Consider the following 17,351-nt stretch of genomic DNA (forward strand, 5'->3'; position numbering starts at 1 on the left):
GATTTTAGTTATGAGTTTTAATATTGCCACCTCCGGGCTGAACGCCATCACCCAGCAGATGAACGCCATCAGCAACAACATCGCCAACAGCGGCACCACCGGCTATAAGTCGATGCGCGCCGAGTTCTCCGCGCTGTATGCCGGAAGCGCCCCGCTGGGCGTCGGGGTCAGCAGTCTGTCGCAGAGCATTTCCACCGGCGGCGGCATTTCCGGCACCGGACGTAACCTCGATCTGGCGATTAACGGCAACGGCTTCTTTGTGGTCCGCGACACCAACGGCAGCACCAGCTACACCCGCGCCGGGTATTTCGGCACCGATAACGACGGCTATCTGGTCAACAACATGGGCAGCAAGCTGCAGGGCTATCCGGTGAACGGCGAAGGCAAACTGCAGAGCGGTACGATTGGCGATCTGCAAATCAACGCCAGCGGCCTGCCGGCGAAAAGCTCCTCGACGCTGGATTTTGTCGCCAATCTGGACGCCCGCACTGAAGCGAAACCGGCCGCGCCGGGCTTCGACCCGGATAACAACGACACTTTCAATAACAGCTACACCTCGCAGGTCTACGACTCACTGGGCCGCGAACACACCCTGACGCAGTATTTCGTGAAAAACGATGAGAACGCGTGGACCGCTTACTACGTGGTGGACGGTGACAAAGCCAGTGCCACCTCTTCCCCGCTGGAGTTTGATACCAACGGTCTGCTGACCAGCCCGACCGGCCCGGTCAATGTCACCGCCCCGGCTACCGGCGCTGACGATCTGAATATCAACATCAACTACAGCGGCAGCAGCCAGTACGGTTCTGACTTCTCGGTGAGCAAAAACAAAGCCGACGGCTATAAATCGGGTGAGAAGACCGGCCAGCAGATCGATGACGACGGCATGGTGTATGCCACCTTCAGCAACGGTCAGCGTTTATTACAGGGGCAGATGGTGCTGGCGAACTTTACTAACCCGGACGGCCTGCAGGCGACTGACGGCACCACCTGGCAGCAGACTAACGGATCCGGCGCGCCGCTGCTGGGGACGCCAAAATCAGGCATGTACGGCACCATCAAATCTGCCGCGCTGGAGTCTTCCAACGTCGATCTGACCGCCGAGCTGGTGGGGCTGATGTCGGCGCAGCGTAACTATCAGGCGAACACCAAAGTCATCTCGACCAACGATCAGATGATGAACGCCCTGTTCCAGGCGCTGTAATTATGGATCGCCTTATTTATACCGCGGTCAGCGGTGCTAATCGCAGCCTGAATCAGCAGATGATCCACGCTAATAATCTGGCCAACGCCAATACCGAAGGTTTCCGTGCCGATCTGGAGCGGGCCAACAGCCAGCAGGTAGCGGGTTATGGCTACAACAGTCGCTATCAGGTGAACAGCGCCAACGGCGGCATCAATATGGCCAACGGTGCGCTGAAAGAGACCGGGCGCGAGCTGGATATCGGCATCCGTGGCGATGGCCTGATCGCACTTCGGGAAGGGCGCAGGGAGGTTTACACCCGCAACGGCCATATCGACATCGATGAGATGGGCAACCTGTCGGTTAACGGCAGGCCGCTGATGGGCGAAGCCGGTCCGATCCAGCTGCCGCCGTTTTCCGAAGTGGCGATTGGCAACGACGGGACGATCTCGGTGATCCCGGAGAACGGCGATCTGGAAGCGGCGATGGACGTGGACCGCATCAAGCTGGTGGATGTCCCCGCCAGCCGCCTGCGCAAGAACGATGACGGCCTGCTGGTCAGCACCCGGCGGACGGAGCCACGCAGTGAAAGCGTGCAGGTGGCCGGAGAGCATCTGGAAACCAGCAACGTCTCGGCGATTAACGAAATGGTGGCGACGGTATCGCTCAGCCGCCAGTTCGAAGCACAAATCAAAATGATGAAAGCGGCTGAAACCCTGGCGCAGGCGGGCAACCGACTGATCCGCGGCAGCTAATCACAGGAAGGAACACCGTTATGAATCCCGCATTATGGGTCAGTAAAACCGGGCTAGCGGCGCAGGACGCCAAGATGGGCGCTATCTCCAACAACCTCGCCAACGTCAACACCACCGGCTTCAAGCGCGACCGCGTGGTCTTTGAAGATCTGTTCTATCAGACCCAGCGCGCGCCGGGCGTGGCGCTGGACCAGAACAACACCACCCCCGGCGGTATCCAGTTCGGCAGCGGGGTGAAGATCCTCGGCACCGAGAAATCGTTTACCACCGGCTCCGTTCAGGTGACGTCAAAAGAGCTGGACGTGGCGATCACCGGCCAGGGGTTTTTCCAGGTGGAAACGGCGGACGGCGATATTGCCTACACCCGCGCCGGGAACCTGCGCATCAGCGCCGACGGCGTGCTGACGAATGCCCAGGGGCTGCCGCTGGTGCCGGGCATCGAACTGCCTCAGGGCACCAAAAGCATCGGCATTGCTAAAGACGGCACGGTCACGGCGCAGGTGGGGGGCGAAAGCGAGCCTGCCGAGCTGGGGCAGATAACCCTGGTGAACTTTATCAATCCGGCCGGGCTGGAAGCAACGGGCGGCAACCTCTACCGCGAGACCACCGCCAGCGGTGAGGCCTTTGAAGGCGTACCGGGCGAAGAGGCGTTTGGCGAGCTGGAGCAGGGCGCACTGGAAGGTTCCAACGTGCAGGTGGTGGAAGAGATGGTCGATATGATCACCGTCCAGCGCGCCTATGAGATGAACGCAAAAATGGTTTCCGCCGCTGACGACATGCTGAAGTTTCTGAATCAGCAGGTGTAACCCGTAATCAACCGGCGTGGAAAGGCACTTTCCGCCCGGCATAAGCAGAATAAGATCCGCATTGACAGGAAATCACATGAACAAAAATCTGCTGCTGCTGGCCACTATCGTGCTGCTGAGCGGCTGTGAAAGTTCGCCCTATCTGGTGCAGAAAGATGACGCCGCGTTTGCGCCACCGTCAGATTTCAGCCAGCCCGCTGCCGCCGTGCGCGGCGGCGGGCTGTATCAGAGCAGCTACAACTGGTCGCTGACTCAGGATCGCCGCGCCTATCGCGTGGGCGACATTCTGACCCTGCTGCTGGATGAATCCACCCAGTCGAGTAAACAGGCGAAGACTAACTTCGGCAAAAAGAACGATGTCGAACTGGGCGCGCCCTCGGTGGCCGGTAAAACGCTGGACAAGCTGAGCGGTTCGATCTCCGGCAATCGTAACTTCAACGGCAATGCCACCTCGGCCCAGCAAAACATGCTGCGGGGATCGATCACCGTGGCGGTCCATCAGGTGCTGCCCAACGGCGTGCTGGTGGTGCGGGGTGAAAAATGGCTGACCCTCAACCAGGGGGACGAATATATGCGCGTTTCCGGGCTGGTGCGTTCCGAAGACATCAGCCGCGATAACACCGTTTCTTCGCAGCGTATTGCCAACGCGCGTATCTCCTATGCCGGCCGCGGTGCGCTGAGCGACGCCAACTCGGCGGGATGGCTGACGCGCTTCTTTAACCATCCGCTGTTCCCGATTTAAGGTATTGATTATGTTTCGTTATTTATTTCCGCTGCTGATCGTCGCCCTCTCTGGCGCGATAGCGCAGGTCCAGGCGCAGCCGCTGAATCAGCTGGTCGATGTGCAGGGCATTCGCGGTAACCAGCTGGTGGGCTACAGCCTGGTGGTGGGGCTGGACGGCACCGGCGATCGCAACCAGGTGAAGTTCACCAACCAGTCGGTGACCAACATGCTGCGCCAGTTTGGCGTGCAGATGCCGGCGAAAATTGACCCCAAGGTGAAGAACGTGGCCGCCGTGGCGCTCAGCGCCACGCTGCCGCCGATGTACGCCCGTGGCCAGACGATTAACGTCACCGTGTCCTCGATGGGCGATGCGAAAAGCCTGCGCGGCGGCACGCTGCTGCTGACCCAGCTGCGCGGTGCGGACGGTGAGGTCTACGCGCTGGCGCAGGGCAACGTGGTGGTGGGCGGGGTGAAAGCCAGCGGCGACAGCGGCTCCAGCATCACCATCAATACGCCAACCGTCGGCACCGTGCCGAACGGCGCGACCGTCGAGCGTGAAATCCCCAGCGATTTCGTTGAGAACAGCGAGGTTTACCTCAACCTGAAACGTCCGAGTTTCAAAACCGCCAATAATATTGCCGTTGCCCTCAATCAGCGCTTCGGCAGCGGTACGGCTCAGGCAAAAAGCGCCACCAACGTGTCGGTCAGTGCGCCGAAAGAAGCCAGCGCGCGCGTGGCCTTTATGTCAATGCTGGAGGAGGTGCAGATCGACGCCGGTAAACAGCCTGCCCGCGTGGTGTTCAACGCCCGTACCGGCACGGTCGTGATGGGGGAAGGCATTGTGGTGCGTGCCGCGGCGGTATCGCACGGCTCGCTGACCGTGACCATCAGCGAGTCAAAAAACGTCAGCCAGCCCGGCGCGCTCAGCGGCGGCAGAACGGCGGTAACGCCGGAAAGCGATATCGGCGTCAGCCGCGACAGGGGGCAGATGGTGATGGTGCCGGCGGGCACCAGCCTGCGCAGTATTGTTAACACCATTAACAGCCTGGGGGCATCGCCGGATGACACCATCGCCATTCTGCAGGCGCTGCATGAAGCCGGGGCGCTGGACGCCGAACTGGTGGTGATCTGATGGTTAATGCAATCAGCACGCCGCTGCCGCCGGGGGCGGGGGATTTTACCGCGCGGGTGAAGCCCAAAAACCTGGAAGAGGCGGCCGGAGAATTTGAAGCGATGTTTCTGCGCCAGATGCTGCAGGAAATGCGCAAAAGCGTGGACGCGCTTGCCGGGGATAACGGCCTGTTCAGCAGCCGGGAGGCCCGCACCCTGCGCGATTTCTATGACGATGCGCTGGCGCAGGAGCTGGCCAGCCAGCGAACCACGGGTATTGCCGGGCTGCTTATCCAGCAGCTTTCAGACAACATCAGCAAGGAGTCACGATGAATTCTCTCTTTAATATTGGCTACAGCGGGATGCGCGCCGCGCAAACCCAGCTCAATATTTCCGCGCTTAATACCGCCAACCTCGCCACGCCGGGCTATACCCGTCAGCGGGTTGAGCAGATGGCCATCGGCCCGATGGGCCAGTCGCGCTTTGACAGCGGCAGCGGCGTGGAAGTGACCAGCATCCGCCGTATGGCCGATCGGTTTCTCACCGGCCAGGTGTGGCGGGCAAACAGCGGCGGCAACTTTTACGCCACGTCACAGAACTATATGAGCCAGCTGGAAACCCTGATGGGATCGGAATCCTCGGGGCTGGGAGATGGCCTCGATCATCTGTTTGGTGCCCTGAGCGGGGCCACCGAGCGCCCGGAAAGCCAGGCGATGCGCCAGGACGTGCTGTCTAACGCGCAGCAGCTGGCCACACGATTTAACAAGCTGCAGGAATTTATCAACAAGCAGCACGGCGATATTCGCAGCCAGCAGCAGAGCAGTATTGGCAATATTAATACGCTGAGCAGCAACATCGCCGACTACAACAAAAAAATCACCGAGTCGGAAGCGCAGGGCGGTGACACCAGCATTTTGCGCGACCAGCGCGATGAACTGGTGAAACAGCTGAGCGGCTTTGTTGATGTGCGCATCAATGAAACCAGCGACGGCAGCTATACGGTGGCGCTGAACGGTGGACAGCCGCTGGTCAGCGGCAGCACCGCAGGCAAACTGGAGATGAAACAGAACGGCAGCGCCAGCTCGCTGTCGCTGGCGTTTTCCAACACCTCATTCCCGGTGGAGATGGCCTGCGGCGGCGCGCTGGGCGGCCTGCATCACTATGAAACCGACACGCTGAACGAGATGGAAACCTCGGTGCAGGGGATGGCGCAGTCGCTGGCCGAGGCGTTCAACAGCCAGCTGACGGCGGGTTTCGATCGCAATGGTCAGCCCGGCAAGCCGCTGTTCACCTTTGATGCGGCCAGCCCCGGCGGCATGCTACAGCTGACCGATATCCGCTGGGACGAGCTGGCCTTTTCCAGCCTGCCGGATGCGGACGGCAACAACGATAACCTGAAAAAGCTGATCGAAATCGGCAACCGCACCCTGGATATTCCCGGCATGGGGGAGACCACGCTGTCGAACGCCAGCGCCACGCTGATTGGCACCATTGCCACGCAGAGCCGGGATAATCAGGCGGCGCTGGAGGCGGCGTCCACCCTGTTAACGCAGGCGGAAAACGATCGCAGCAATTACAGCAGCGTCTCCGAGGATGAGGAAGCGATCAATCTGATCGTTTATACCAAGGCCTATCAGTCAAATATGAAGGTCATCTCAACCGGCGACCGAATTTTCAGTGACCTGCTGGCCCTGTTTTAATAATAAGGATGTGACTGATGCGTATCAGTAGTCAGAGTTTTTCCAACAGCATGCTGCTGCATTTTAACCGCAATAACGTCGGGCTGTTTAACGTACAGAATAAAATCACCACCCAGTCGCGGATCCTGAAACCGTCTGATGACCCGATTGCCAGCGCCCAGCTGGCGAAGCTGCGCCGCGAGCAGTCGGCTATCGGTCAGTATCAGACCAACATTCAGCGCCTGTCGGGCAATCTGGCGGCGCAGGAAAGCAGTATTAAAGGCTGTGAGCAGCAGCTGCTGGTGATGAAGGACAAACTACAGGAAGCGATGGGTGGCACGCTGTCGGCGGAGGAGATTAGCGGCTACGGTAAAGAACTGGCCTCGATGCTGGAGACAACGATTAACCTGGTGAATACCCGCGATGAAGATGGTCGCTATCTTTACGCCGGAACCAAAACCGGCCAGCAGCCGGTGGTGTTTGATGAGGGGAGCCAGACGTGGTCCTACCGCGGTAACGACGATACGGCGAGTACGCTGGTGTCCAGCGGGCAGGAAGTGAAGGTCACGACGGCGCTGGCATCGGCCTTTGGCAGCGATCTGTCCACGCTGAACACCCTGCAGACGCTGGTCAATAAAATGCAGGACAGCACGCAGGATCCGGCCGACTATTACAGCGATATGCAGGCGGCATTCAACGCGGTGGAAGGTTCCCACGCCAGCGTTGGCGCACTTTACACCGAGCTGGGCGGGCGGCAGAACAGCCTGACCCTGCTGAAAGATATCCATGACGATAACAACATTGTTACCGATACGGTGATCCGCAGCCTGACGGCGCTGAATATGGCCGAGGCAAGTGTTGAACTGGCCGGCCTGTATCAGGCGACGGTCGGTGCCCAGAAAAGCTATACGAAAATCCAACAGCTCTCGCTGTTCTCACTGATTTAAAGATGCCCATGATTCAGGTTAATCATCGCGCCGGAGCCTCCGTTCCGGCACCGCTCAGCCCTCCCGCAGGCAAAGCGGACATCGCCGCCCGTTCACCGGCGGCGGTCAAAGCCGTTGCCGTGGAGGCGCAGGTTGCCCAGCGGGGGACGGCGTATCCCGATCGTCCGCTGATCTCTTCCGAACCGCTGCGCTACAACGTTCAGCTAAATCAGCAGATCACCGCCGTGCAGCAGGCGGATGGCTTCCTGCTGGAAACCGAAAAGCAGGTGCTTCAGCTCAATCATCTGATTACCCGACGCGCGCCGGCCGGGGAGGTGGTGAAGCAGGCGGAAACGCTGCAACAGCTGCTGGCAAAGCGTGAACCCCTGTCCGGCGGCACCGTCGATCGCCAGCTGCGGCTGAGTCTGCAAAATCCGCCAACGGTCAGTTTCAGTCTGCAGGACGGTGCCGCATTGCTGCATGACGAACGCCCCGAGGTGTTGACCTTTTCGCTGGCGGGCCGCCAGCGGGAAATCAGTGCCGCGGAGCTGGACGGCAGTTCGCCGCAGCAAAATCTGCTGCGGCTGAATCAGGCGCTGGGGAAGTGGGGGATCCACGGCCAGCTCAGCGGCAGTCAGCTGAATTTTGCGGTGGGCGAGCAGCGCTGGCCCGAGGTCAGCCAGCATCTCAGCGTGCAGGGCAGCGGTGAGCGCTATCCGCAGGGGCAGTTTTACCCGCTGAAGCCGCAGGTGGAAAGCGGGCTGGAAGACACGCTGCAGCAGCTGGTCCGCGCGCCCGGCACCGGCAGTGCGCTGTTGGGAAGCCTGGAGCAGTCGCTGGAAACCGTGACCCGGCAGCGGCGCACGCTGCAGATCACCCGAGGCCGGGTTCAGCAGCGGATTGACAGTATGGCGACGTTTAACGGCAGCGCGTCGGCGCTGCAGGCGGCCCGGGATCTGTCGGGTCAGCTGGGCGGGGCGGATTTCAGCGGCGTCTCGCAGGCGCTGGCGGGGCAGGCCAACGTGCAGGGGGCGCGGGTGCGCAACGTGCTGGCGGCAGCATAAGAGTATTATGGGGCCATTTTGGCCCCGTTTTTATTATAACCAGCTGTATTTAATCAAATAATTAAATCCTGTCGTTTTTTTTCATTTTTTTTCTCACCCGCACTTAATTATCGCCACCGGTCTGCCGCTTATCTCTGGTACTGGAAACGGAATCACGGTGATTCCTCAAGGAGAAATAAATCATGGCACTATCTATTTTCACTAACTCCGCCTCAATGAGCTCAACCAACGCGATGAACAAAGCGACCGGCAGCCTGAACGTTGCCATGCAGCGTCTCGGTACCGGTAAGCGCATTAACTCGGCGGCGGATGACGCTGCGGGCCTGCAAATCGCCACCCGTCTGCAGGCGCAGTCCAACGGTATGGGCGTAGCCAAGCAGAACATCGCCAAAGCCACCGCCATGATGCAGACCGCAGAAGGTGCGTTTGATGAAGTGAACAACATCCTGTATCGCATGAAGGATCTGGCGACTCAGGCTGCGGATGACACCAACAGCGATGACGACCGCGCGGCGATCACCTCTGAGTTTGGCGAGCTGAACTCAGAGCTGGAAAACATCATGAGCAACACCTCTTACGGTACCGAGAAGCTGCTGTCTTCCGTCAGCGGTAACGTGTCCGGCAAGCTGACCAAAGAGCTGCAGTTCCAGATCGGTGCCAGCACTGATGAAACGCTGAAAGTGGATTTCGGCGCGGACATGACCAAAGTGACCGACTCGCTGAAAACGCTGCTCTCTTCTGACCTGAGCTCGGCAACCGGCGGTAACACGGCGATTGATGAACTGAACTCTGCGATCAAAGAAGTGGGTTCAATGCGTTCTTCTCTGGGTGCCAACATCAACCGTCTGGGCCACACCGGTGCGAACCTGGCTAACATGCAGGACAACACCAACGTCAACCTGGGCATCATCCGTGATGCGGACTTCGCGACCGAAGCCACCAGCATGACGCGTAACCAGATGCTGACTCAGTCAAGCCAGGCGATGCTGAAGCAGGCTAACGGCATGAGCCAGATGGTTCTGGGCATGCTGGGCTAAGCCCCCTCCTGACCGAGAAAAACACCGCTCACGTAGCGGTGTTTTTGTTTCCGCCAGCGGAAGGCGGCTACCGCATCCGGCGGAAACACCCTTTCCTGTAAATATCTAATTTACTGATAAATAACGACTTTTAAAGTTGGCACGCGGTTTGCTATTAACTGCGTACGGGCATAACGATCACGAATCCATTGACGTCAGTCAGAGCGCTGACGGTGGGAGGCAACAATGAGTTGGCTAGACAATTTTGATCCACAAACCATCTCCCAGCAGCTGGCGATGGCCAGCATCAGCGCGCAGCAGTCGCAGCTGAAAAACCAGCAGAACCGGGTGTCGGCCCAGCAGAAAGCGCTGAGCACGTTAAAAACCGCGCTGACGGATTTTCAGTCCGCGCTGAAAGGGCTTGCCGTCAGCGGCAGCAGCGGCGGCATGGTGAAAAACAGCGCCACCGCCAGCCAGGAAGGGTACATCTCGCTCAGCGCCAGCAGCAGCGCGAAGAAAGGGTTGTACAACATCAGCGTGAAAGAGACGGCCAGCGCCGATCAGAAAGCGTTTGAAAGCCTGACCGACGCCGATATCGCGGCGGCCAGCGGCAATCTGAAAATCAGCGTGGGCGAGAAAGAGATCGACATTGATATGTCCTCCGTCGACAGCCTCGCGGCGCTGCGCGACAAAATCAATGCCGACAGCGGCAGCGGGGGAGCCACGGCTTCGCTGGTGAAACAGAACGGCCAGAACATTCTGATGATCGGCAGCGATAAGACCGGTGCGGACTATGCCGTCACCCTGACCGCCGACGATGCCGCGCTGCACGGTCAGCTGACCACGCAGGCTACCCAGATTTCCACGGCGAAAGACGCGGTGATCGTTATGGGTGATGGCGCGATGACCTTTACCAGCAGCACCAACACTTTCAAGGACACTATTCCCGGGGTCGAGCTGACGGTGATCCGAAAAACCGCCGAGGATGCGCCGCTGGTTATCAACGTCGATAACGATGCATCCGGCACCCGCGAGCAGGCGAACACCTTCGTTGATGCCTACAACAAGCTGCGCAAGCAGCTGGACGAGCTGACCAAAAGCGGCAACAGCGACGGCACGGTGGCCCGTGGCGCGCTGGCGGGCGATTCCGGCATTACCGCGCTGGAAAGCAAACTCAACTCGCTGCTGCGCACCGAATTCAACGGCGCGAAGCTGGCCGATTTTGGCATCACCCCGGACAAGGCGGGCCAGCTCAAGCTGGACGGTAAGCAGTTTGAAGAGGCGCTGAAAGAGAAACCGGATGCGTTTAACGCCATGTTCGACGGCAGCAGCGGGCTGCTGAAGCGGATGGAAAAAGAGGCGCTGGATACCTTCCTCAGCGGCACCAAAGGCACGCTGAAGCAGCGCCAGGAAAGTCTGGATCGTAAAAGCGAACAGCTGAGCCGCAAGGATGCGCAGATCCAGACGCGTTACGAAACCACCTTCAACCGCTACGTGAAGGAATTCACCAATATGAAAACCATCATCGCGCAAATGAACCAGACGATGGGGCAATTTTTCTAGGAGTTTGACAGACAGTTATGTACGGAAATTCTAACGACTTTACCCGCTATCAGGATGCGGATCTGGCGATCCGCACGGCCGCCGCCACACCGCATCAGCTTGTAGTGATGCTGTTCAGCGGTCTGCTGGACGAGCTGACGCGCGCCAGGGGCCATATTCAGGCCCGTCGCTTCGAGCGCAAGGCGGAAAGTATCAACAAGTGCATCGATATTCTCAACGCGCTGACCAGCGCTCTGGACTATGAGCGTGGCGGCGAGCTGGCCCTGCGCCTTGCCGGGCTTTATGACTACTGCGTTTATCGCCTCTACGACGCCAGCCATCATCTTTCGGTGGAGCAGATCGCGGAAGTGGAAACCATTCTGCGCACGATTCAGGAAGGCTGGGAAGGAATGGGGGCGTGATGGACCGGCGCATTCTTCAACTGGGCCAGGCGCTGGAGCAGGCGGCCGACAGGGAAAGCTGGGATGAGATCCGCCGCATTGATGCGCGCATCAGCCAGCTGCTGCAGGCGATTCATGAACAGGGATTGCAGGATGCGCTGCGCGACGATCTGACCCGGCTGCAGCGCAGCCACCAACGCGCGGCGAAAGCCTGCCGTGAACAGCATGACCTGCTGCAGATGAAGATCCAGCAGTTTCAGCAAAATCGCGAGCGGCTGCAGGCCTATGCGTTGTTTTCGGAAAGCAACGAGGAGAATCAATAATGCCGACGATCTCTGCCGCTGCGGGTATGCCGCCGATCGGCACGCCGCTCACCGGCATCACGCCGCCACCCGCCGCCGCATCCCCGATGCCTGGCGTGCCGCTGGCGGGCATTCTGCCGCCGGTGGGGATGCCGCTGCCGCCGCCGGAAGGCCAGGCGGAAACGCCTGCTGCGGATGACCGCGACGCTGTGCTGGAGGAAAGCGACCCTCAACAGCTGCTTGCGCTGCTGCTGGCGGCATCGCCTGCCCCCCCGGCGGAACAGCTTCAGCCCGCGATACCCTTCGCCGCTTCGCCACAGCCCGGCACCGGGACACTGGCGGCAGCCGGGCAGGCCGGGAGCGGCGACGGGATGCAATATCGCCTGCCTGTAGCGGGCAGCCCGCTCACCGGCCAGCCGGTACGCCACGTGGCACCGCCTGGCCCGGCCCGGGAAGGATCGTTGCCGCTGCCGGCGGCGGCGCTGCGCGGGCATTCCGCAATGCAGCCCGCCATCGTGCAGCCCGCCGTTGCGCCTTCATCCGTCGTGTCGGAGGGAAGTGAGCCGGGCTTTCCGGCAGAGGTCGCCCTGCAGAACGTACCGAAAAAGCTGGTCACGCCGGGCGATGCGCTGCTGGTCAGCCAGTCGGTAAAGCAGATGCTGCGCGCCGATCGGGAACCGTCAGCGGCGGACATCACCCTGCTGCATCCGGCCCCGGCGCTGGTCAATGCGCTGCTTAAAAGCGAGGCGGGCAGCGGAAAGCTGCCGACCATTACCTTACCCGTAGCCCCGGAGCAGCAGGCCGAAGCGTTACGAAAAGCGCTGTCCGAACGGCTGGAGATGCAGATCGACCGGCGCGTTCAGAAAGCCACGATACGCCTCGATCCCCCAAATCTGGGGAAGATGGATATTTCGATTCATTTTGAGTCGGGAAAACTTCAGGTTCAGATTCAGGCCGCCCAGCCTGAAGTCACCCGTTTACTGCAGCAGGTCAGCCATGAAATGCGCGCCAGCCTCAGTGAGCAGAACAACGTTCAGGTGAACGTTCAGGTGTCGACCCAGAGCGGTGACAGCCGCCAGCAACATCGACACCGCGATCGGCCGGACTCGGCGATTGCAAATAATAACGAAGAGGTGACCCCGCAGCAGCGCGGCACCGACGGCACAATACTGACAATGGTTTAAATATGAATATCAAGACGTTAATACTGAATTTTATTCTGATGCTGGTGGCGGCAGCGATCGCCGCAGTGCTGGTGACAGGCGGAACGCAGTATCTGGAAAGTACCGGTGAAGACGGCGAAAAAAGCGCGCTCTTCACTTCGCAAACGGCTGAAGCAAAGAAGCATCTGCAGTTTGTTGAAATCAAGAATCTGGTGATCACGCTGAAAAGCAACAGCGTGAAAGAGCGCTATCTGCTGCTGGACCTGGCGCTGACCACCCACGACGATACGCAGTCGCAGAGAGCGGAAAACCTGCTGCCGAAAATCAAGGGCATTGCGGTGGATGTACTTACCTCGATGGACTACAGCGAAGTGCGCGGCATGTCGGTGATGGAGCTGCGCGCCCTGATGATGGAACGCTATCAGTCAGCCTTCCACAACATCAGCGTCACCATTCCCTTTGACGATGTGACCATTTCCAAAATGGTCTTCCAGTGATGCTGCGCCATGAGCACTTTTACTGAAGTTACGGCGCTGTCACCCGTCGAAGAGAGCCGCGTTATGCAGCAGTGGCTACCCCTGGTGAAAAAGGTTGTCCGTCAGCTGTTGCCGCAGGCCAACGGCATGATGGATCGGGATGATATTGAACAGATTGCGCTGATGGGCCTGCTGGAGTCGCTGCGGCGCTATGGCCAGCCCGACGAGCAGTTCGCGGGGTATGCCATGCAGCGCGTGCGCGGTGCGGTACTGGACCAGTTCCGCCTGCACGACTGGCGGCCGCGAACGCTGCGGCAGAAGACGCACAAAATCAATGACGGCATTCGTGAGATCACCCGCACCCTGGGGCGTGAACCGACGGATGAGGAGATCTGCCAGCAGCTCGGTCTCAGTCACGAGGCGTGGCTGGCGCATCAGCAGTCAGATTCTGCCTGCGCGCTGGAAAGTCTGGATGAGATCCTCTCCGCGGAGGGCGGCGGCCAGACCAGCGGCTTTGCCGGTCGCGAGCTGGAAGAGGAAATCCATACCGAGCGGACGCTGGCGCGGGCAATCAACAGCCTTGATGAGCGCGAGCGCATTATTCTCAATCTTTATTACCAGCAGGGGATCAGCCTGAAAGAGATCGCGGCGGTGCTTGATTTAACCGAAGCGCGGGTTTGTCAGCTGAATAAAAAGATTAGCGAAAAAATTAAAGCCTTTTTTTAACGGAAAGAAAATGCAGAAACTTATTGGATTAATTGTGGTGCTGGGCTGCGTGGTGGGCGGTTATATGATGTCCGGCGGCCGCATTGCTTCTTTCTGGCAGCCGGGAGAGCTGATTATTATTCTCGGGGCCGGAGCGGGGGCAATGGTGATTGCCAATCCCAAACACGTATTAAAAGCGATGTGGGGACAGATTAAATCGGCGGTGGGTAAAGATGAGCAGAATGCGGAATTTCAGCGTCAGCTGCTGATGCTGATGTATGAGCTGCTGGAGCTGGTGCAGGACGGCGGCCTCAAGGCGCTGGATGAGCATATTGACGTACCGGAAAACAGCACGCTGTTTCAGAAGTACCCGCTGATTCTAAAAAACCGGGATTTCATTACCTTTATTTCCGATAACTTTCGCCTGATGGCCATGGGCAAAATTAACGAACATGAAATGGAAGGGCTGCTGGAAGCGGAAATTGAAGCGCTGGAGGAGGAGATGCTGGTGCCATCACGCTCGCTGCAGAGAACGGCGGAAGCCATGCCGGGATTCGGTATCTGTGCGGCGGTACTGGGGATCATCATCACCATGCAGTCAATTGACGGATCTATCGCACTGATTGGCCTTAAGGTGGCGGCCGCGCTGGTCGGTACGTTCCTCGGCGTATTTTTCTGTTACTGCCTGATGGATCCGCTGGCCAATGCGATGGAGCAGTGCATGCGTAAGCGGATGACGATTTTCTTCTGCATTCGTACCGTGCTGGTAAACCACGTGGCGGGAAAACCCACCCTGCTGGCGGTCGACGCCGGGCGCAAGCTGCTGTCGCTGGAAAGTAAACCGACCTTTGCCACACTGGACGGCTGGGTGAATGCGATGACCGAGAGCGAAGAATGAAGAAGGGAACGCATACCACCATCATTAAGCGCGGCGGTAAAAAGGCCCACCACGGCGTGCATACCGGTGCCTGGAAGGTGGCCTTTGCTGACTTTACGCTGGCGATGATGGCGCTGTTTATGGTGCTGTGGATTGTCGGCGCGGTGTCGAAGGAGGAGCGCCAGGAAATTGTGGCTAACCTGAACGGCACCTCCATATTTGACGGCACGGTGTTCAGCCCGATCGGCGATCCGGCGGCCGTGGTCGGTCCTGCGCCGATCGTCACCCAGCAGCCGACGGAAGCCGATGCCGACAGTGAACCCGAGATGCAGGAAAAACCGCAGCCGGAGCCGCTGGAAAACGTCCTGTCGCGTTCGGACCGCGAGCTGAATGAACTGAGCGAGGCGATTGCGCGGATCACGACGGAATTAAACGCGCAGGGAAACCTGTCGCTGGAAAAAGTCCCGCAGGGCCTGCGCATCCTGCTGCAGGACGATGACGATCGGGTGATGTTCGAACGCGGCAGCGCGAAGATGACGCCCTTCTTTACCCGCCTGTTGAGCGAGCTGGCCCCGGTATTTAACCGCATTGATAACAGGGTACTGATTAACGGCCACACCGATGCGGCCCACTATCGTGACAGCGCCAGATATAACAACTGGAACCTGTCCGGTGACCGCGCGCTGGCGGCCAGAACGGTGCTGGAGAAGGGCGGGCTGGAGGCAAAGCGGGTGCTGCAGGTGAATGCGATGGCCGATCGTATGCTGCTGGACCCGGACCATCCGCTGTCGGCACGCAATCGCCGCATTGAAATTATGGTGCTGACCCAGGCCGCATCGGAAACGCTGTATCAATTTTACGGACGCAACGGCACCAAAGTGGTGAAACCGATCGTCGAGCGTCTGCAGTAATTCTGTCAGTGCCTTGAGCCGGTGAACGGTTGGCTCACCCGGCGGCGTTCTGCCGCCGGCTTTTTCTTTAGTGCAGTCGCTGCCTGCGGCGTATTTTATCCTGATACATGCTGCTGTCCGCATCGTGGACCGCGAGGTCCGGCGCGCAGACCCTGGGATCCGCGGCAATGACGCCAAGACTGGCCCCGCCATAATCAATCAGATTGCCCCGCAGTTCATACCTGCCGGTTAACGTCTCCGCCAGCTGCGCTTTGAACGTCTGGACCCGATCGTCGCTGACGACATCAAGCTGCGGTCCCAGGCTGGCAATGATAAATTCATCCCCGCCCAGGCGACCGATAATATCTTCCGGGCCGGCGAACTGGCGCAGCCGCTGCGCAATTGACTGCAGGAAGCGGTCGCCGCTCTCGTGGCCGTAGCTGTCGTTAATCGCTTTGAACCCGTCGAGATCGACAAAGGCGACCATTACCGAACGATCCTCTATTGCCGCTGCGGCAAACAGCTTAGGCAGATAGTTGAAGACCGAGCGGCGGTTGGGCAGCCCGGTCAGTTCGTCGGTCAGGCTGACGGCGGTCAGCGCATCGTTGGCCTCACGCAGCTCCTGCAGCAGCTGTTCTTTGCGAATATACTGGCCGATCAGTTCGGCAAACAGATTGATTATCTGTTCCGCACGCCCGGAAAGCGGGTGGCTCTGGGCGCTGGCGGCACACAGCGTACCGTACAACATTCCGTCGCCCAGCATGACTGGGGTACTGAGGTAGGTGGTTATCCCGAGCGCTTTAGCCGCGTCGGAATCGGGCCAGACGCCGGGCACATCGTTGGTGAAGCTGCGGCCGTCTTCCATCGCGCGCCGGCACAGTGTGTCCTGCCACGGCACCGACAGCCCCTCGGGGATCTGCATTTTCTGCGTGTTGCGGGCGTACAGGATATGCTGAAATCCTTCCGCATCATCAATATGCGTCAGGTAGGTGGATTCCATATCGGTAACCAGTTCAAGCATTTCCAGCAGCTGGCGTACAAAACCTTCCAGCGTTTTTTCAGAGCCCAGCGCCGTTGAAATACGTTCAATCAAGTTTTCGGACATAGATCTTTTTCCTGGTAATGAGGTCACGCCTCGCCCCTGAAAACAGAGGCTAAATTTACAAATAGCTAACGGGCTGCCTTCTCGCTATATACGGGAATAAACGGAGGCATCTCGCGTTATTAATTTCACTAAATTCAGTCAGTTTTGTTATAAGACAGCAAATGATGACGAACGTAATAATAACAGCCTGTAAACGCTGGCCGCCCGCCCGCAGGATAATCTGCCGTTGATACGCCTCAGCGCCGGGAGCCGTCAGTGAGAGTCCCAGAGCGCAATGATGGTATTGGGTAAAAAAGCGTAAACGTAATCAGAATTGCATAATCACAACTGAAAAAAATTATGCAATTTATACACGCAATGATCAATACGTACAGGTATCAACGCGGATAATACAGGGAAATTAACCGCGTTATCAGATTTGTGCCATTCAATACTGGTCCAATCAGTTTGGTTGCGGACGCTACTGGCTACCGGGCATCGCCGCGCCGGAAGCGATAAACCATACCAGAAACGCCATTGCGGCAATAAAAATCAGGGTAGGGGCTATCGCTCTTTTATTCACGGCTGCATACCTTACGGGGCGGTAAAAGAAGGTGCCGCTTTCGGCTGGCGAGAATCGGCATGTTG

Annotated in this window: 20 protein-coding genes; 18 read left to right on the forward strand and 2 right to left on the reverse strand. The window is 58.9% G+C overall.

Going from position 1 to position 17,351, the window contains the following annotated elements:
- The first annotated feature begins 10 nt into the window (after positions 1–10).
- The 18 genes from flgE (at position 11) to lafU (ending at position 15,640) form a co-directional block, all read left to right on the forward strand.
- Positions 11–1,204 carry a flagellar hook protein FlgE gene (gene flgE, locus PGH32_RS01535; RefSeq protein ID WP_337893004.1) on the forward strand — a complete coding sequence of 398 codons (1,194 nt, stop codon included), beginning with the start codon at positions 11–13 and terminating at the stop codon, positions 1,202–1,204.
- A gap of 2 nt (positions 1,205–1,206) precedes the next feature.
- A complete protein-coding gene (locus tag PGH32_RS01540; protein ID WP_314418373.1) occupies positions 1,207–1,938 on the forward strand; it encodes a flagellar basal body rod protein FlgF in 732 nt (243 codons plus the stop codon).
- A 20-nt stretch (positions 1,939–1,958) separates the two neighbouring features.
- Positions 1,959–2,744 carry a flagellar basal-body rod protein FlgG gene (flgG, locus tag PGH32_RS01545; protein WP_314418370.1) on the forward strand — a complete coding sequence of 262 codons (786 nt, stop codon included), beginning with the start codon at positions 1,959–1,961 and terminating at the stop codon, positions 2,742–2,744.
- Between the two features lie 76 nt (positions 2,745–2,820).
- Complete coding sequence (flgH, locus tag PGH32_RS01550) at positions 2,821–3,486, forward strand: flagellar basal body L-ring protein FlgH (RefSeq protein ID WP_314418368.1); 666 nt, start codon at positions 2,821–2,823, stop codon at positions 3,484–3,486.
- Between the two features lie 10 nt (positions 3,487–3,496).
- Positions 3,497–4,600, forward strand: coding sequence for a flagellar basal body P-ring protein FlgI (locus PGH32_RS01555; RefSeq protein WP_314418366.1), 1,104 nt, complete (start codon positions 3,497–3,499; stop codon positions 4,598–4,600).
- Positions 4,600–4,911, forward strand: coding sequence for a rod-binding protein (locus tag PGH32_RS01560; RefSeq protein ID WP_314418364.1), 312 nt, complete (start codon positions 4,600–4,602; stop codon positions 4,909–4,911). The genes PGH32_RS01555 and PGH32_RS01560 overlap by 1 nt, the downstream gene beginning before the upstream one ends.
- The gene (gene flgK / locus PGH32_RS01565; protein WP_337893005.1) at positions 4,908–6,278 is read left to right on the forward strand and encodes a flagellar hook-associated protein FlgK; all 1,371 of its coding nucleotides are present in this window, start codon (positions 4,908–4,910) and stop codon (positions 6,276–6,278) included. Before PGH32_RS01560 ends, flgK begins: the two co-directional genes overlap by 4 nt.
- A 17-nt stretch (positions 6,279–6,295) precedes the next feature.
- Positions 6,296–7,204: a flagellar hook-associated protein FlgL gene (gene flgL, locus PGH32_RS01570; protein WP_337893006.1), complete on the forward strand. Its 909-nt coding sequence runs from the start codon at positions 6,296–6,298 to the stop codon at positions 7,202–7,204.
- A 2-nt stretch (positions 7,205–7,206) separates the two neighbouring features.
- Positions 7,207–8,247: a hypothetical protein gene (locus PGH32_RS01575; RefSeq protein ID WP_337893007.1), complete on the forward strand. Its 1,041-nt coding sequence runs from the start codon at positions 7,207–7,209 to the stop codon at positions 8,245–8,247.
- Positions 8,248–8,429: 182 nt separating this feature from the next.
- Positions 8,430–9,284, forward strand: a complete 855-nt coding sequence (locus PGH32_RS01580; RefSeq protein ID WP_314418357.1) for a flagellin N-terminal helical domain-containing protein — start codon at positions 8,430–8,432, stop codon at positions 9,282–9,284.
- 225 nt (positions 9,285–9,509) lie between these two features.
- The gene (gene fliD / locus PGH32_RS01585; RefSeq protein ID WP_337893008.1) at positions 9,510–10,826 is read left to right on the forward strand and encodes a flagellar filament capping protein FliD; all 1,317 of its coding nucleotides are present in this window, start codon (positions 9,510–9,512) and stop codon (positions 10,824–10,826) included.
- 17 nt (positions 10,827–10,843) lie between these two features.
- On the forward strand, positions 10,844–11,227 hold the full coding sequence (gene fliS, locus PGH32_RS01590; RefSeq protein WP_314418352.1) for a flagellar export chaperone FliS: 384 nt from the start codon (positions 10,844–10,846) through the stop codon (positions 11,225–11,227).
- Positions 11,224–11,529: a hypothetical protein gene (locus tag PGH32_RS01595; protein WP_337893009.1), complete on the forward strand. Its 306-nt coding sequence runs from the start codon at positions 11,224–11,226 to the stop codon at positions 11,527–11,529. Before fliS ends, PGH32_RS01595 begins: the two co-directional genes overlap by 4 nt.
- Positions 11,529–12,692 carry a flagellar hook-length control protein FliK gene (locus PGH32_RS01600; protein ID WP_337893010.1) on the forward strand — a complete coding sequence of 388 codons (1,164 nt, stop codon included), beginning with the start codon at positions 11,529–11,531 and terminating at the stop codon, positions 12,690–12,692. Before PGH32_RS01595 ends, PGH32_RS01600 begins: the two co-directional genes overlap by 1 nt.
- A 2-nt stretch (positions 12,693–12,694) precedes the next feature.
- A complete protein-coding gene (locus tag PGH32_RS01605; protein WP_337893011.1) occupies positions 12,695–13,168 on the forward strand; it encodes a flagellar basal body-associated FliL family protein in 474 nt (157 codons plus the stop codon).
- Positions 13,169–13,177: 9 nt separating this feature from the next.
- The gene (locus PGH32_RS01610; protein WP_337893012.1) at positions 13,178–13,873 is read left to right on the forward strand and encodes a FliA/WhiG family RNA polymerase sigma factor; all 696 of its coding nucleotides are present in this window, start codon (positions 13,178–13,180) and stop codon (positions 13,871–13,873) included.
- Between the two features lie 10 nt (positions 13,874–13,883).
- A complete protein-coding gene (gene motA / locus PGH32_RS01615; RefSeq protein WP_314418343.1) occupies positions 13,884–14,750 on the forward strand; it encodes a flagellar motor stator protein MotA in 867 nt (288 codons plus the stop codon).
- Complete coding sequence (lafU, locus tag PGH32_RS01620; RefSeq protein WP_314418341.1) at positions 14,747–15,640, forward strand: putative lateral flagellar export/assembly protein LafU; 894 nt, start codon at positions 14,747–14,749, stop codon at positions 15,638–15,640. Before motA ends, lafU begins: the two co-directional genes overlap by 4 nt.
- Before the next feature lie 67 nt (positions 15,641–15,707).
- Here lafU and PGH32_RS01625 read toward each other — a convergent pair whose 3' ends face one another.
- Both PGH32_RS01625 and PGH32_RS01630 read right to left on the reverse strand, forming a co-directional pair.
- On the reverse strand, positions 15,708–16,724 hold the full coding sequence (locus PGH32_RS01625) for a sensor domain-containing diguanylate cyclase (RefSeq protein ID WP_314418340.1): 1,017 nt from the start codon (positions 16,722–16,724) through the stop codon (positions 15,708–15,710).
- Positions 16,725–17,184: 460 nt separating this feature from the next.
- On the reverse strand, positions 17,185–17,286 hold the full coding sequence (locus tag PGH32_RS01630; protein WP_314418338.1) for a YoaK family small membrane protein: 102 nt from the start codon (positions 17,284–17,286) through the stop codon (positions 17,185–17,187).
- Between the last annotated feature and the right edge of the window lie 65 nt (positions 17,287–17,351).

Origin of the sequence: Erwinia sp. SLM-02, from assembly GCF_037450285.1 — a bacterium.
Classification (GTDB): Bacteria; Pseudomonadota; Gammaproteobacteria; order Enterobacterales; family Enterobacteriaceae; genus Erwinia.